This is a genomic window from Nocardioides sp. NPDC127503 (genome assembly GCF_040302165.1).
Lineage (GTDB): Bacteria > Actinomycetota > Actinomycetes > Propionibacteriales > Nocardioidaceae > Nocardioides.
This window is the reverse complement of record NZ_JBEORH010000004.1, coordinates 449,321-464,013: the sequence shown is the minus strand read 5'-3', so window position 1 is coordinate 464,013 and position 14,693 is coordinate 449,321. Positions and strand designations below refer to the sequence as shown.

General features: G+C 71.0%; 14 protein-coding genes. 6 read left to right on the top strand and 8 right to left on the bottom strand.

Annotated features, from left to right (window positions below; all coding sequences use genetic code 11):
* Nucleotides 1-6: 6 nt before the first annotated feature.
* Complete coding sequence (locus ABTW65_RS12150; protein WP_350660345.1) at nt 7-1,155, top strand: acetyl-CoA C-acetyltransferase; 1,149 nt, start codon at nt 7-9, stop codon at nt 1,153-1,155.
* Here the strand turns inward: ABTW65_RS12150 and yidC are convergent.
* The 5 genes from yidC to ABTW65_RS12125 are packed head-to-tail and all read right to left on the bottom strand — an operon-like array spanning nt 1,139 to nt 4,749.
* Nucleotides 1,139-1,972, bottom strand: a complete 834-nt coding sequence (yidC, locus tag ABTW65_RS12145) for a membrane protein insertase YidC (protein WP_350660344.1) — start codon at nt 1,970-1,972, stop codon at nt 1,139-1,141. The genes ABTW65_RS12150 and yidC overlap by 17 nt on opposite strands.
* A gap of 57 nt (nt 1,973-2,029) precedes the next feature.
* A complete protein-coding gene (locus ABTW65_RS12140; protein ID WP_350660343.1) occupies nt 2,030-2,317 on the bottom strand; it encodes a hypothetical protein in 288 nt (95 codons plus the stop codon).
* Nucleotides 2,318-2,352: 35 nt separating this feature from the next.
* The gene (locus tag ABTW65_RS12135; RefSeq protein ID WP_350660342.1) at nt 2,353-2,922 is read right to left on the bottom strand and encodes a GNAT family N-acetyltransferase; all 570 of its coding nucleotides are present in this window, start codon (nt 2,920-2,922) and stop codon (nt 2,353-2,355) included.
* Between the two features lie 16 nt (nt 2,923-2,938).
* Nucleotides 2,939-4,009: an NAD(P)H-dependent flavin oxidoreductase gene (locus ABTW65_RS12130; RefSeq protein ID WP_350660341.1), complete on the bottom strand. Its 1,071-nt coding sequence runs from the start codon at nt 4,007-4,009 to the stop codon at nt 2,939-2,941.
* Nucleotides 4,006-4,749, bottom strand: coding sequence for an enoyl-CoA hydratase family protein (locus ABTW65_RS12125; protein WP_350660340.1), 744 nt, complete (start codon nt 4,747-4,749; stop codon nt 4,006-4,008). The genes ABTW65_RS12130 and ABTW65_RS12125 overlap by 4 nt, the downstream gene beginning before the upstream one ends.
* A gap of 81 nt (nt 4,750-4,830) precedes the next feature.
* Between ABTW65_RS12125 and ABTW65_RS12120 the strand changes: the two genes are divergently transcribed.
* Nucleotides 4,831-5,712 carry an SDR family oxidoreductase gene (locus tag ABTW65_RS12120; protein WP_350660339.1) on the top strand — a complete coding sequence of 294 codons (882 nt, stop codon included), beginning with the start codon at nt 4,831-4,833 and terminating at the stop codon, nt 5,710-5,712.
* Between the two features lie 105 nt (nt 5,713-5,817).
* Here ABTW65_RS12120 and bla read toward each other — a convergent pair whose 3' ends face one another.
* Nucleotides 5,818-6,696, bottom strand: coding sequence for a class A beta-lactamase (bla, locus tag ABTW65_RS12115; protein ID WP_350660338.1), 879 nt, complete (start codon nt 6,694-6,696; stop codon nt 5,818-5,820).
* Nucleotides 6,697-6,804: 108 nt separating this feature from the next.
* Here bla and ABTW65_RS12110 point away from each other — a divergent pair, with 108 nt between their 5' ends.
* Genes ABTW65_RS12110 through ABTW65_RS12100 form a run of 3 tightly spaced genes read left to right on the top strand, consistent with a single transcriptional unit; the run spans nt 6,805 to nt 9,940 of the window.
* Nucleotides 6,805-7,668: a LysR family transcriptional regulator gene (locus tag ABTW65_RS12110; protein ID WP_502890567.1), complete on the top strand. Its 864-nt coding sequence runs from the start codon at nt 6,805-6,807 to the stop codon at nt 7,666-7,668.
* Nucleotides 7,665-8,591: a serine hydrolase gene (locus ABTW65_RS12105; protein ID WP_350660336.1), complete on the top strand. Its 927-nt coding sequence runs from the start codon at nt 7,665-7,667 to the stop codon at nt 8,589-8,591. Before ABTW65_RS12110 ends, ABTW65_RS12105 begins: the two co-directional genes overlap by 4 nt.
* A 50-nt stretch (nt 8,592-8,641) precedes the next feature.
* Complete coding sequence (locus tag ABTW65_RS12100; protein WP_350660335.1) at nt 8,642-9,940, top strand: MFS transporter; 1,299 nt, start codon at nt 8,642-8,644, stop codon at nt 9,938-9,940.
* 11 nt (nt 9,941-9,951) lie between these two features.
* On the opposite strand, the gene ABTW65_RS12095 is transcribed toward ABTW65_RS12100, so the two are convergent.
* Both ABTW65_RS12095 and ABTW65_RS12090 read right to left on the bottom strand, forming a co-directional pair.
* Nucleotides 9,952-11,997: an acyltransferase family protein gene (locus ABTW65_RS12095; protein ID WP_350660334.1), complete on the bottom strand. Its 2,046-nt coding sequence runs from the start codon at nt 11,995-11,997 to the stop codon at nt 9,952-9,954.
* A 45-nt stretch (nt 11,998-12,042) separates the two neighbouring features.
* Nucleotides 12,043-13,350, bottom strand: coding sequence for a D-arabinono-1,4-lactone oxidase (locus tag ABTW65_RS12090; RefSeq protein WP_350660333.1), 1,308 nt, complete (start codon nt 13,348-13,350; stop codon nt 12,043-12,045).
* A 127-nt stretch (nt 13,351-13,477) separates the two neighbouring features.
* Between ABTW65_RS12090 and ABTW65_RS12085 the strand changes: the two genes are divergently transcribed.
* Nucleotides 13,478-14,686: an amino acid deaminase/aldolase gene (locus tag ABTW65_RS12085; protein WP_350660331.1), complete on the top strand. Its 1,209-nt coding sequence runs from the start codon at nt 13,478-13,480 to the stop codon at nt 14,684-14,686.
* The last annotated feature ends 7 nt before the right edge of the window (nt 14,687-14,693 follow it).

Sequence of the window (14,693 nt, the reverse complement as noted above, 5' to 3'; positions counted from 1 at the left end):
CACCAGATGTCTGAGGCATTCATCGTGGATGCGGTCCGTACGCCTGTGGGGAAGCGCGGAGGGGCGCTCGCCGGTATCCACCCGGCCGATCTCGGCGCCCACACGTTGGCCGCGCTCGTCGACCGCACCGGGATCGACCCGGGAGCCGTCGACGACGTGATCATGGGCTGCTGCGACACCATCGGTGGGCAGGCCGGCGACGTCGCGCGGACCGCGTGGCTGGTGGCTGGGCTGCCCGACCACGTACCCGGCGTGACCATCGACCGGCAGTGCGGCTCCTCGCAGCAGGCGGTGCACTTCGCGGCTCAGGGAGTGATGTCGGGGACGCAGGACCTGGTGGTCGCGGGTGGGCTGCAGAACATGTCCGCGATCCCGATCTCGGCGGCGATGCTGGTGGGGCAGGAGTACGGATTCACCACCCCGTTCGCCGAGTCGCCCGGCTGGGTGAAGCGCTACGGCGACCAGGAGGTCTCCCAGTTCCGTTCCGCCGAGATGATCGCGGAGAAGTGGGACATCTCGCGGGAGGACATGGAGGCGTACGCGCTCGCCTCGCACCAGCGTGCCAAGGCTGCGATCGCCGAAGGGCGGTTCGACCGGGAGATCGTGCCGGTGGGTGATTTCGACACGGACCAGTGCCCGCGCGAGACATCGCTCGAGAAGATGGCCTCGCTCGAGCCGCTCGCTCCCGGCGGGCGGATCACCGCCGCCGTCGCCTCGCAGATCTGCGACGCGTCCTCGGCACTGCTGGTCGCCTCCGCGCGGGCCGTACGCACTTTCGGCCTGACCCCGCGCGCCCGCATCCACCACCTCTCGGTCCGCGGCGACGACCCGATCTGGATGCTCACCGGCCCCATCGAGGCGACCCGTCACGCCCTGGCCAAGACGGGTCTGACGGTCGACGACATCGACCTGTTCGAGTGCAACGAGGCCTTCGCCTCCGTCGTCCTGGCGTGGATGAAGGAGCTCGACGTCCCGCACTCGAAGGTGAACGTCAACGGCGGCGGGATCGCCCTCGGCCACCCCATCGGCGCCACCGGCGCGCGCCTGATGACCACCCTCCTCAACGAGCTCGAGCGCACCGGCGGCCGCTACGGCCTCCAGACGATGTGCGAGGGCGGCGGCCAGGCCAACGTCACCATCATCGAGCGGCTGTGAGCACGGCTCGCTTCTCGTGTCGTTTCTCGGCGCGCTCGGCGGCGGGAGAGCCGGGGGTGGGGAACCAGCGGTGGATGACCGCGGCCTGCCCGGCGGTCCACAGGCCGCTGATGACCCAGTAGACGAGCAGGGCGAGGGGGACGCTGCTGCCGGCGAGGAGCATGCCGGCGGCTGAGATGACGGGCATGAGCTCCTGCATCCGCACCATCGTCTCGGGCAGGTCGGCGCGCACCATGTTGGGCAGGACCCACAGCCGCTGGCTGAAATAGCTGACCAGCGCCGCGGTCGCGGCGAGACCGAGGGTGATCACCAGGTGCGTGGTGTCGCCGGAGAGGTAGCCGCTGCCGGTGAGCGGGGTGCCCAAGAACGTCGCTGCTCCGAGCGAGCTGACCAGCGAGTCATTCATCGCACCGACCGCGTTGTTCCGGCTGACGTCGGAGAGCAGGTGGTAGAGCGCCAGAAAGATCGGCAGCTGGGCGAAGGCGGCGAGCATGGCGAAGCGGGGTACGCCGTGCTCCTCGTTGATCTTGCGCCGCTCCTCCATCATCGCCATCACGTCGGCCTGGCTGGGGCTCTTGGAGGAGTTCTTCTTGGTGTACTTCTTGGTCAGCGCCTGCAGCTGCGGGCGGGCCCTGGCGGAGGCGTGGGAGTGGCGTACGCCGCGGATGGTGAGCGGGAGGAGGGCGAGTCTGACCAGCACCACGACGGCAGCGATGGCCAGCAGCCAGCTGACGTTGGGGCCGACGAAAGAGAGGACGTGGTGGGCGCCGGCGAGGACGGCCGCGAGCGCATGCGACAAGGGGGCGAGAACGGACATGGGTGTGCTCCTGAGGTGAGTGGGTAGGACTGACGGGCTCGCCGGGTTCGGCGAGTGTCAGGCCTGCTCAGGAGCGCGCGGCCGGCGCGGGGAGCACACCGGGTCGGTGACCCGGGCAGCGAGATGGTGAGGTCCGTCGGATACGTCCGGAGGGACCGTCGAACGTGCCCTGACCAGGGCGAACGAGCTCACGTTGTGGAGCGCTCCGACGGCGACGGCCGCGAGCGCGGTCGAGACCGCGATGGTGAGCAGCGCCTGCTCGGGATCGACGCTCATCAGCGCCGGGAGCATCAGCGTGAAAAGTGCGACGAGCGCGATGCGTACGCGGCTCGTCTCGTTCTTCACGACTCACACTCTACCGATCGAGGTCAACCGGGCCCTCATCTCAGATCGCGTCGCATCAGCACGCGCGGGTGGCCGGCGAGGACCGAGGTGGTGTCGGCGGCCCAGGTGAAGCCGGCCGCCTCGAAGTTCTTGCGGATCCCGGCGTACGCCATCGTCAGGTCGACCTTGGCGCCCTGATTGTCGAGCGGGTAGGCCTCGACGGCGGGAGCGCCGCGGTCGCGTGCGTACGTCACCGCGCCCTCGATCAGGGCGTGCGAGATGCCCTGGCCGCGGTGGCCGGGGCGGACCCGGATGCACCACAGCGACCAGACCGGGAGGTCGTCGACGTGCGGGATCTTCCGGTTGCGGGCGAAGGTGGTGTCGGCGCGCGGGGCGACGGCGGCCCAGCCGACCGGCTCGTCACCCTCGTAGGCCAGCACGCCCAGCGGCCCGGAGGCGAGCAGGTCGCGTACGAACTCTCCTCGCGCCGGCCCGCTCAGCTCGTTGTTGAGCTTCGACGGGATGCGGTAGCTCAGGCACCAGCACACGCTGGCGTCGGGGCGTTTGGGACCGACAAGCGTGCGTACGTCTTCGAACACCGTCGCCGGGCGAACCTCGATGGCCATGGGTCCACCCTGAGCCTCAGGCTCGGGTGGCGTCCAGATGTTTGAGGCGGTCGGCGGCCTGGGCGACGATGCGGTCGACCAGCTCCTCGCAGGTGGGGAGGTCGTCGAGGAGGCCGACGACCTGACCGCTGGAGAGCATCCCGGCGTTCGTGTCGCCCTCGACGAGGCCGGCGCGGAGCAGCATCGGGGTGTTGGCGGCGAGTACGACCTCGGCCCAGGTGCGGTCGCCGCCGTGGACCATCGCGCGGCCGTCCTTGATCAGGGTGCGCCAGGGGAGGCCGGACATGTCCTTGAACTGCCGGGTGCGCTTGAGGGTGCGCAGCAGCTTCGCGGTGAGGCCCTCCTTCTCGAGCGTGTCGATGAACTCGGTGCGGAGCAGGCGATGCGGCATGCCGTCGGCCTTGGTGGTCACGATGGTGCCGTCGAGGCCGAACGACAGGTAGCGCCGTCGGACGTCCTCCGGGACGGCCGAATCGGCGGTGAGCAGGAAGCGCGTGCCCATGCCGATGCCCGCGGCGCCGTAGGCCATGGCCGCGGCGAGCCCGCGGCCGTCGAAGAAGCCGCCCGCGGCGACGACGGGGATGTCGACGGCGTCCAGGACGCTCGGGAGAAGCAGGGTGGTCGGGACGGCGCCGGTGTGGCCGCCGCCCTCGCCGCCCTGGATCATCACCATGTCGGCGCCCCAGCCCGCCACCTTCTTGGCGTGCTTGGCCGCGCCGATCGAGGGCACCACGACGACGTCGTGCTCCTTGAGCTTGCTGATGAGCTCGGGTTTGGGCGCCAACGCGAAACTGGCGACCTTGACGCCGTGGTCGATCAGGAGCCGGCAGCGGTCGGGGGCGTCGGAGGCGTCGGCGCGCAGGTTGACCCCGAACGGCTTTTCGGTGCGTCCCTTGACCTCGACGATCGCCTTCTCGAGCTCATCGAGGGTCATCGTGGCCGAGGCCAGGATGCCGAGCGCGCCCGCGTTGGCGGTGGCGGAGACGAGGCGCGGGCCGGCGACCCAGCCCATCCCGGTCTGGACGATCGGGTGGTCGACCCCGGTGAGGTCGGTCAGCGGCGTACGAAATGTCTGTGCGGTGCTCATCGTCCGTCCTTCACGAAGGCGTCACGGCGCTCGTCGGCCACGCCGGCGAGGTTGAGCTCGTAGGTGAAGCCCTGCTCGAAGCGGTAGGAGGCGTTCACGTCGACCGGGTCGATGCCGTTGAGCGCGGCCTTGGCCGCGCGGATGACCTGCGGGTCCTTCGCGGCGATCTGTCGCGCGACCTCGAGGGCCGCTTCGTCGAGGTCCTCGCGGGGAACGACCTGGTGGACGGAACCGAGCTCGTGGAGGCGCTGGGCGGTGATGGTCTGGGCGGTGAAATAGAGCGTACGCAGCATGTGCTGTGGCACCAGCCGGCTCAGGTGGGTGGCGGCGCCGAGGGCTCCGCGGTCGACCTCGGGTACGCCGAAGAAGGCGTCGTCGCTGGCCACGATCGTGTCCGCATTGCCGACGAGGCCGACGCCTCCGCCGAGACAGAAGCCGTTGACCGCGGCGACGACCGGGACCGGGCACTCGTAGATCGCCTTGAACGCCGCGTAGCAGCCGCGGTTGGCGCCGAGGATGCCCTCGAAGCCCTCGATCTGCTGCATCTCCTTGATGTCGACGCCGGCGTTGAAGCCCTTCCCCTCGGCGCGCAGGATCACGACGCGTGCGCCCTCGTCGGCGGCGGTCGTGACGGCGTCGGCGACCTCGAACCAGCCCTTCACCGGCAGCGCATTCACCGGTGGGTGGTTCATCGTGACGACGGCGATCTGCTCGTCGGTGATCTCGGTGGAGATGCCCATGGTCCGTTCCTAACCTAGCGATTGCTTGGTAGCCTAGCAGTTGCTTGGTTTCTGAACGCAAGACTGGAAAGGGACGCCACCATGGCTCGACTGCTCGAAGGCCGGATCGCGATCGTCACCGGAGCGGGGCGAGGCATCGGCCGGGCGCACGCGCTCGAGCTCGCCCGCCACGGGGCGAAGGTGGTCGTCAACGACTTCGGCGTCTCGCTGGCGGGCGAGGGTACCGGCGAGACGCCCGCGGAGCAGGTGGTCGACGAGATCGTTTCCGCAGGTGGTGAGGCGGTTGCCAATGCCGCCGATGTGGCCGACTTCGCGGAGGCCGAGGCGATGGTGCGGCAGGCCATCGAGACGTACGGAGGTCTGGACATCCTCGTCAACAACGCCGGTTTCGTCCGCGACCGGATGCTCGTCAACACCTCCGAGGAGGAGTGGGACGCGGTCATCCGGGTGCATCTGAAGGGTCACTTCGCGACGTTGCGGCACGCGGGTGCGTACTGGCGGGCGGAGTCCAAGGCGGGCCGGCAGCGGGATGCCCGGGTCATCAACACCTCCTCCGGCGCGGGCCTGCAGGGCTCGATCGGGCAAGGCACCTACTCCGCCGCCAAGGCCGGGATCGCCGGGCTCACCCTGGTCGCCGCCGCCGAGATGTCCCGCTACGGCGTGACCGTCAACGCCATCGCCCCGGTCGCCAAGACTCGGATGACCGAGGGCGCCTTCGACACCTCTGCGATGGCGCTGCCCGAGGACAACAGCCCCATCGTCGCCTGGCTCGCCTCTGGCGACGCCCGCGACATCTCCGGCCGGGTCGTCGAGATCGACGGGTCCACGATCACCGTCGAGAACGGCTGGGCCCACGGCCCCTCCGCCGATGCCGGCGCCCGCTGGGACGCCGCCGACGTCGGCCCGGCCCTCCGCAAGCTCCTCGCCCAGGCGCCGGAGCCGGAGAAGGTCTACGGGGCCTGAGTCGCCGTGCAGGGATACCCGGTTAACAGGGTATTCCTGCACTTCTCAGGCAATGCAACGCCAGAGAAGTGCAGGTTTCACCGGTTAACCGGGTATCCCAACGCCTCAGCCGAGCTCCCCACAGACAGTCGCCGCGATGTCCGCGAGCGGGGAGTCGAGGGGTGCGGCGGTGGGGTCGTCGGAGCGGGTGAGGGCGGCGATGACGATCGGGGCGCCGTCGGGGGTCCAGGTGACGCCGACGTCGTTCCGCGACGCGTAGTCGCCGCCGCCGGTCTTGTCGGCGAGCCGCCAGCCGGCCGGGACCCCGGCGCCGAACCGCGTGACGGTCGACTGGTTGGCCAGCATCCAGGTGGTCAGCTGGTCCCGGTCGGCGCGGTCGAGGGCGTCGCCGAGCACCAGCTTGGTGTAGGTCTGCGCGATCGCCCGCGGTGAGCTGGTGTCGCGCGGGTCGCCCGGGATCGCGCTGTTGAGGTCGGGCTCCCAGCGGTCCAGCCGGGTCACGGTGTCGCCGAGGGACCGGGCGAACCTGGTGATTCCGGCGGGGCCGCCGATGAGGTGGAGCAGCTCGTTGGCGGCAGTGTTGTCGGACCGCGTCATCGTCGCCTCGGCGAGCTGCGCGACGGTCAGGCCGTTGCGGGTCGTGAGCGAGGTGACCGGTGAGTTGACGACGACATCGGCCGCCTCCCAGGTCAGCCGCTGCTGGAGCGTACGCGCGGGGAGATCGCGCAGGATCGAGGCCACGAGCAGCGTCTTGAAGGTCGACAGCATCGGGAAGCGCTCGTCGGCACGGTGCTCGATGACGCGGCCGGTCCGCATGTTCTTGGCCCAGACGCCGAGGTGACGCTGGTGCTTCTGCTCGAGTGCGGCGATCGAGGGGCTGTCGGCGGCGTACGCCACGGAGCTGCTGACTCCGGTCGCGGCGACGGCGACCGCGGTGGCGGCTCCGCCCAGGATGGCGCGGCGGCTGAGGATCGGTGTGGTCATGCCGAGCATCGTGACGCCGACGCCGCGACCGCGTCCAAGGACGATCCGGCATGCACGTATGCATCGCCGACATGGGACGAGGTGGGGGCGATCAGCCATCCTGTACGCGTGGATCTACTGCTTCATCTGCGCGGCTTCGCCGCCGTCGCGGACGAGATGAGCGTCTCCGAGGCCGCCCTCGAGCTCGGCGTCGACCAGCCACTCCTCAGCCGCCGTCTGCGTGCTCTCGAGCGGGAGCTCGGGGTGGAGCTGCTCGACCGCACCCGGCGCCAGATCGCGCTCACTCCGGCAGGCACGGCCCTGCTGCCGCGGGCCAGGCACCTGATCGACCAGGCCGACCATCTGCTGCGCAGCATCCGCCGGCACGACCGGGAGAGCTTCGTGGTCGCGGTGCCGTCCAGCTGCGACCCCGCCCCGCTCGCGCGGCTGGTCGCGCTGCTGGAGGCGGAAGGCGTCGACGTACGCCTCGCGAGCGACAGCGACGAGGCGCCGGAGCCGGCCGCCTGGACGGTCGAGGCGTGCGATCCGGACGCGGCCACATGGCTCACCCCGCTGGGCGCGGCCACCGCTCCCGGGACCGCCGAAGGGCCGGTGTCGCTGAGCTCGTTGCGCCCCCGCCGAGGCGGAGAACGTACGCAGGTGCTGGCCCTCCCTCGAGACCTGGACGATCCCGCCGGCCGGCTGCGACGACTCGCGGACCGGGCCGGCATCGGACCGGCCACCCTGCGCCGTGCCCCGCACCAGCTCGCGGTGGCCGAGACCCTGGCAGGGCGCGCGAGCCTGGTCTGCGCGCGGCACGAGGCGGTGACGTACGGACTGAGCTGGTCCCCGTTCATCGACCAGGTGGCGCGCGGCCACCGGCTGGTCGAGCAGGCCCCGCCACCCGGACCACTGGCGGCCGGCCCCTTGCGGGAGCAGGCGCTCGCCCTGCTCGCCGCGTGCGTCGGCGCACCTGAGGAAGGACGCGGATGAGCCCGCTCGTCGGCAGTGACCGGGGACTGATCGACCTCGCCGAAGCCACCGCAGAGCGCTTCCGCGAGCTCCAGGTCCGGGTCGCGTTCCTCGCCCGCGACATCGACACTGGCCACGAGGTCGGGGTCGGCGTCGACCGGCCGATGCCGCTGGCGTCGGTGGCGAAGGTGCCGCTGGCGCTCGTCGTGGCGGACCGGATCGCCCGCGGCGAGATCGACGGAGCCTCGATGGTGACGCTGACCGCTGCGGAGCGGAGCTATGGGCCGTACGGCATCTCGGCCTTCACCTACGACGCGACCTGCTCGGTCACCGACCTGATGCTGATGATGCTCGGCCTCAGCGACAACGCCGCCGCCGACGCGCTCTTCGACCTGGTCCCACCGCGCGAGGTCGACGAGCAGCTCGCCGAGTGGGGCGTGGAGGGGCTGCGGGTGCGGCACCGGATGCAGCCGATGTACGACTACGCCACCCGCATCGCCGGCCACGACTTCGCCCTCGCCACCCAGCTCGCGGTCGAGGGCCGCCGACCGGGTGGCCGGCACGTCATCGACTCGCTCGACGTCGACCGCGCCACGATCGGCTCGCCCCGCGCCTGCGTCGACCTGCTCGAGCGCGTCTGGCGGGACGAGGTTGCCAAGCCCGAGGCGACCGAGCTGGTCCGGCGGCTGATGGGCAAGCAGGTCTTCACCCATCGGATCGCCGCCGACCTGCTCGCCGACGACATCGAGCTCGCCGGCAAGACCGGCGGGTTCCTCACCCTGCGGCACGAGATCGCCGTCGTCACCCATCCCGGCGGCCGCGTCGCCATCGCCGTACTCACCGACTCCGACCGCACCGCCCGGGTCCAGAACGACGTCGACCTCGCCATCGCCGCCACCGCCCGCGAAGCCGTCGAGGCCCTCGCTACCCGCGGCCCCCGCTGAGGCCAGAAAACCAGTCGGCAACCACCCGGTCGCGGTGGTGGAATTGGCCGGTGCCCCCGCCCGGTTTCATCAGCAACCTCATCCCGCCGACACCGTTGTCGCGGCGGTTGGCGACGCAGTCGCTGCTCTTCGCGGCGGGGGACGGGACGTTCAACACCGCGGCGGCCTTCTACCTCGTCGCGTTCGTCGGCCTGAGCCCGGCGCAGATCGGTGTCGGTCTGACGGTGGCGGGGATCGCGTCGTTCCTCACCGCCTACCCGATGGGCCGGCTGGCCGACTTCATCGGCCCGAAGCGGATCTGGGCGATCAGCGCGCTGATCAGCGCATTGATGTTCGCGACGATGCCGTTCATCCACGGCTTCTGGGCCTACCTGGCGGTCATCGTCGTCTTCGAGGTGGTCAACAACGCAGGCGGCGCCGGCCGGAATGCGTACGTCCTCGATGTGCTGCCCGACAAGGAGCGGGTCGCGACCCAGGCGTTCATGTACTCCAGCCTCAACCTCGGCTTCACCATCGGCGCCCTGATCGCCGGCATCGCGCTCGCGCTGGACACCGACACGGTCCTCAAGTGGGGCGTGCCGTTCTTCGCGTTGGCCATCGGGATCGCCAACTCCGTCTGGATCTCCCGGCTGCCGAGGGCGCCGCACGACGAGCGCCGCGCGGCCGGCGAGGTCACCGAGAAGCTGCCCGGCCCCGGCGCACTGCGCAACGTCGGCTGGCTCCTGGTGACCACCTTCACCGGCACCCTGTGGTCCAACCAGGTGCTGCTGCACACCGTGATCCCGCTGTGGCTGGTCGAATACACCGACTCCCCGCGCTGGCTGCTGGCCTGGCTCTTCGCGACCAACACGGTGCTCTGCATCATCCTCCCGGCCTACACGTCCAAGGGCGTCCGCAACGTACGCGACGCGTTGCGCCGGGTGTGGTGGAGCAGCGCGTTCTTCGTCGCCGCCTGCGCGATCACGCTGGTCACTCACGACACCCGCGGGTTCCTCACGATCTTCCTGGTCTGGCTCGGCCACGTCGCCGTGACTGGCGCCGAGCTGGCCATCGGCTCCGCCTCGTGGGCCTTCCAGGCCGAGCTCATGGACCCCGAGCGACGGGGCGAGTACGAAGGCGTCGCCGGCATCGGCCGCCAGCTCGGCGGCGCCTGGGCCCCGGCCCTGTTCACCTTCCTCGCCATGGGCTGGCACCCCGACTTCTACAGCGGGGCTGGCTGGCTCGTGATCGGCGCGATCGTCGTCGCCGCTGCCGCCGCCATGGGGCCGTCGACGAGGATGGCCGTACGTTTCAAACAGACCCATTTCCCGCACGAGGACGAGCCCGAGCCGGAGCCGGCGGCCGCCTAGCTCGGCCGAGGTCAGCGCAGGATCGCCGCGATCCGTTCGCCGAGGTAGGGCGCGAGGGTGGCGGCGTAGAGCGGCGAGATGTGGAAGCCGTCCTGGTAGACCTGCAGGTTGCCGACGACGGGGGAGCAGGTGTCGGGCTCGCAGAAGTAGTCGGTGAGGTCGACACGATGGGCGTTCGGGGTCAGGCGAGCCGCGCCGGCGGTGCCGTCGTCGCGTACGACCCGATCCCGGTCGCGCGCACAGGTCGACCCCGAGGCGAGGCCGGCGTCGTCGATGCACGGCTGGACCACGCGGGCGAAGCGGGTGGTGCTGCCCTCGAAGATCGGGCTGTCCCGGATCGCGATAACGGGCACGGCTGGGTCCGGCCGGCTCGCCCAGGCCTCCGCGAGACCACGGCTGAGCGCCTCGCCGGGAGTCTCGTCGCCGACGGCCTCGACCGAGACCTGGCTGGAGTGGATGACGACGTACGCATCGATCCCCTCCTCCTCGGAAAGATAGGTCGCGAGCCGCGACTTCCACTCCCGGCACAGCTCGACGGTCGTCCCCGGAGCGCCGACGCGATCGCGCGCGTTCCAGTGGCAGCCGGCGCGGCTGGCGACGTCGATGCGCCACCCGCGCTGCTCGGCGATCTCACGGTAGGCGGGTACGAGCTGGTGGTTGTGCGAGTCGCCGATCGCGAGCAGCCGCCGCGTGTAGCCGCTGGTAGGCCCGAGCGTGCAGACCTTGAACCGCACCGGCCGCTCCTTGTTGGACCAGCAGTCCGATCCGTCGGGCGCCTGGTAGCCGAGGCTGGCATCGAGCAGCCGGTCCGGACCCTCGCAGCCGGCGGTCGCGGGGTCCATGGCGGCGGCGCCGATGCAGCCGGCGTACCTCTTCGCGGCGTCGACGGCGGCCGCCCTGGCCGCGGCGTCCTGGCGCTCCACCGCGGTGGCGCCGGCCATCGTCGTGCCCGCGACGAGCGCGAGCACGACCGGGATGGTCACAAGACGTGTGAGGCCCGCGAAAGACGCCCCGACGCGCGTGACCGGCAGCTCGACGAACCGGTGGGTGAGCCAGGCCAGGACGACCGAGGCCGAGAGCACGACGACCGCGGCGAGGAGCGTGGTCCTGGTGGCGTACGTCCAGCTCAGCCATGCCACCAGCAGCGGCCAGTGCCACAGATAGAGGGGAAAGGAAATGTCCGCGACGAACCGCAGCGGCCTCACCGCGAGGAGCCGCTGCGGTCCCCAGGAGTAGGCCGCGCCGGATCCGATCACGACCAGCAGCGCCCCGCCGACCGGCCACAGCGCCCACGGCCCGGGGAAGAGCGCCGCGCCGTCGAGCACGAACCCCGAGCTCGCGACGAGCACCAGCCCGGCCCAGGCGAGCACCGGGCGGGCGGCCCCCGGCGGGCGGAGACGGTCGAGCCCGAGCGCGAGCAGCGCGCCCACGCCGAGCTCCCAGAAGCGTGCCCCGGTGTGGAAGTAGGCCACCTGCTGGTCGGTGATCCCCAGCCGCCACGCGAAGACGAACGAGGCGACCGTCGCCACCGCCACGACGAGTGCCAGCACGAGCCGCAGCCGGGCCCGCGCCACCCGGCAGATCACCAGCACCACCACCGGCCAGACCAGCAGGAACTGTCCCTGCACCGCCAGCGACCAGAAGTGCTGCAGCGGGCTCGCGCTCGGCCCGGCCGCCCCGTAGGCGAGCTGCGACCGGATCATCTCCCAGTTCAGGACGTACGCCGCCGATGCGGCGATCTCCCGCAGCGTCGAGCTCCACATCGACCGCGGCATGACCGTCACCATCAGCACCGCCGTCCCCGCGAGCACGACCAGCGTGGGAGCCGAGAGCCGCAGGAACGTACGTCCGTAGTGTTCGCCCAGGCGCAGCTCGGACGAGGCGACCCGGCGGACGAGCGACCGGGTCACCAGGAATCCGGTCAGCGCCAGGAAGACGTCGACGCCGCCGGAGACGCGGCCGTTGCCGAAGAGGTGGAAGACCACCACAAGCGCCAGCGCCAGCCCCCGCAGCCCGTGGATCTCAGCGATGCGCGGCGGTCGGGGAGGCTGCGGCATCGGGTCACGCTAGAGCCCGCCGGTGACCCGGGGGAGAAGTGCAGGTTAAGAGCCGAGGACCTGTTCGAGGTAGGGGTTGCCGAAGGTGCGCGACGGGTCGAGCTTGTCGCGCAGCGCGACGAAGTCGCCGAACCGCGGATAGCGTTCGCCCAGGTCAGCGGCGGTGAGCGTGTGCATCTTCCCCCAGTGCGGGCGGCCGCCGGCCTCGCCGGCGATGCGCTCGAAGGTCGCGAAGTACTCCTCGCGCCAGGGTGAGGAGGGCGCCGTGTGGATGGCGATGTAGACGTTCTCGCGCTCGAACCCGGTGGACAGCGGGATGTCGTCGGCGCCGGCCACCCGTACTTCGACCGGGAAGGAGATGTTCCACGACGAAGCCTCGACGGCGCGCTGCAGCGAAGCGAGGACCTCCATGCCGACGGCACGCGGGACGGCGTACTCGCTCTCCACGAACCGCACCTTCCGCTGCGAGGTGAAGACGCGGTAGGAGATGTCGGTGAACTCGCGCGGCGAGAGGGCGGAGGCGGCGAAACGGGCCAGCGGCTTCACCAGACCGGGGACCCGAAGACCGAGACCGACGGTCGCGCCGAACGCCTGGTTGGAGAGGAGCTCGTCGTCGAACCACCCGCGGACCCGGCCCACCGGCGCCAGCGGAGTCTCGGGCAACGGCAGCCGGGTGTTGTGCTTGGTCAGGACCCGGGTGGTGTGCGGGAACCAGTAGAACTCGAAGTGGTCGGTGCCCGACGCGTGCTCCTCGAACGACGCCATCACCTCGGCGAGCTCCCCGTTGCCCTCGCGTGCGTTCAGCGCGTAGAGAGGCTCGGTCTGGAGCGTGACCTCGACGATGATCCCGAGCGCACCGAGCCCCACGCGAGCGAGGTCGAAGACCTCGGGATTCTCTTCAGCCGAGCAGGCGATCACGGAGCCGTCGGCGAGGAGCAGTCGCAGGCCGCGTACCTGGGTCGCCAGGCCGCCGAACCGCGCGCCCGTGCCGTGGGTGCCGGTCGAGATCGCCCCGGAGATCGACTGCTCCTCGATGTCACCGAGGTTGGTCATCGACAGACCGAGCGCCTCGAGCGCGCGGTTGAGGACCTTGAGGCGGGTACCGCCGCGTACCGTCACCAGGCCGGTCGTCGCATCCGCCCGGACGATCCCAGAGAGACGGTCCAGGCTGACCTGGAGGTCGACCGGCGACCCGATCGCGGTGAACGAATGGCCAGCGCCGATCGGCCTGATCCTCCGCCCGGCCTCCGCCGCGGCCACGACGACCGCCGAGAGCTCTGCCTCGTCGCGAGGCAGCACGACCTCGATCGCGCCCGCGTGCTGGTTGCCTGCCCAGTTCTGCCACTCGCTCACGCGGGAAAGGGTGTCGCCTCGGAGCCGCCCGGTCAACGCCTTCGCCCGCATCGAACGGCCCGCGCGGCGGCACAGTTGGTCACCTCCCGTTGACGCGAGCGCCGCGTGGGGCATAGACACTTGCGTCGTGGTCACGACTTCCCACCATCTCTCCGCCCAGCAGCACGAACGGCTCGACCGGGCGACCGCCCGTCTCGACGGACCCGTCGGGGCGGTGGACCTCGCGGCGTTCGACGCCAACGCCGACGACCTCGTACGCCGTGCCGCCGGCACCCCGATCCGAGTGGCCAGCAAGTCCGTACGCTGCCGGGCCCTGATCGACCGGGTGCTCGCTCGCGAGGGATACGAGGGGATCCTGGCCTTCACGCTCTTCGAGGCGCTGTGGCTGGCCGAGACGCACTACGACGTCGTGGTCGGCTACCCGACCGCCGACCGAGCCGCGCTCGCCACCCTCGCGAAGGACGAGGAGAAGCTCGCCCGGGTCACCCTGATGATCGACAGCGCCGAGGGATTGTCGCTGGTCAAGGCCGCGATCGGCACCCCCGTTGCCCCCGTACGCGTGGCCATCGACCTCGACGCCGCGCTGGTCATCGCCCGCCGCATCTGGCTCGGCGCCCGGCGCTCCCCGGTCCGCACCCCCGAGGACGCCGTCGCCCTCGCCCGGATCGTCGCCGAGGACCCGGACTTCCAGCTGGTCGGGCTGATGGCCTACGAGGGCCAGGTCGCCGGCACCGTCGACCGTCCGCTCGGTGGCAACCCGCCCCCGGCCGTCATCAGGAGGATGAAGAAGGCCTCCATCGCCGAGATCACCGAGCGCCGCGGAAAGATCGTCGCCGCCGTACGCTCCCTGACCGACCTCGAGTTCGTCAACGGCGGCGGCACGGGCTCGATCGAGTCCACCCACGCCGACCCCTCGGTGACCGAGATCGCGGCTGGGTCCGGGCTCTACGGCCCGACCCTCTTCGATCGCTACGACGGCTTCACGCCCCACCCCGCGGCGTACTTCGGGCTGAGCGTGGTCCGCCGCCCCGGGCCCGGCATCGTCACCGTCGCCGGTGGTGGCTGGATCGCCTCGGGCCCGCCCGGACTCGACCGCGTGCCGAGCCCGACCTACCCCTTCGGTCTGGAGTACGTCGGCACCGAAGGCGCCGGGGAGGTCCAGACGCCGCTGCGCGGGCATGCCGCCGACCAGCTTGCGATCGGTGACAAGGTCTGGTTCCGACACGCGAAGGCGGGCGAGGTCTGCGAGCGGCTCGACACGCTCCAGCTGATCGAGGGCGACTCGATCATCACCGTCGCGCCGACCTACCGGGGCGAGGGCCAGACCTTCCTGTGACCTGCCG

Coding starts and splice junctions, on each gene's coding strand:
- ABTW65_RS12150 (WP_350660345.1), top strand. CDS start 7: ATGTCTGAGGCATTCATCGTGGATGCGGTCCGTACGCCTGTGGGGAAG.
- yidC (WP_350660344.1), bottom strand. CDS start 1,972: ATGTCCGTTCTCGCCCCCTTGTCGCATGCGCTCGCGGCCGTCCTCGCC.
- ABTW65_RS12135 (WP_350660342.1), bottom strand. CDS start 2,922: ATGGCCATCGAGGTTCGCCCGGCGACGGTGTTCGAAGACGTACGCACG.
- ABTW65_RS12130 (WP_350660341.1), bottom strand. CDS start 4,009: ATGAGCACCGCACAGACATTTCGTACGCCGCTGACCGACCTCACCGGG.
- ABTW65_RS12125 (WP_350660340.1), bottom strand. CDS start 4,749: ATGGGCATCTCCACCGAGATCACCGACGAGCAGATCGCCGTCGTCACG.
- ABTW65_RS12120 (WP_350660339.1), top strand. CDS start 4,831: ATGGCTCGACTGCTCGAAGGCCGGATCGCGATCGTCACCGGAGCGGGG.
- bla (WP_350660338.1), bottom strand. CDS start 6,696: ATGACCACACCGATCCTCAGCCGCCGCGCCATCCTGGGCGGAGCCGCC.
- ABTW65_RS12105 (WP_350660336.1), top strand. CDS start 7,665: ATGAGCCCGCTCGTCGGCAGTGACCGGGGACTGATCGACCTCGCCGAA.
- ABTW65_RS12095 (WP_350660334.1), bottom strand. CDS start 11,997: ATGCCGCAGCCTCCCCGACCGCCGCGCATCGCTGAGATCCACGGGCTG.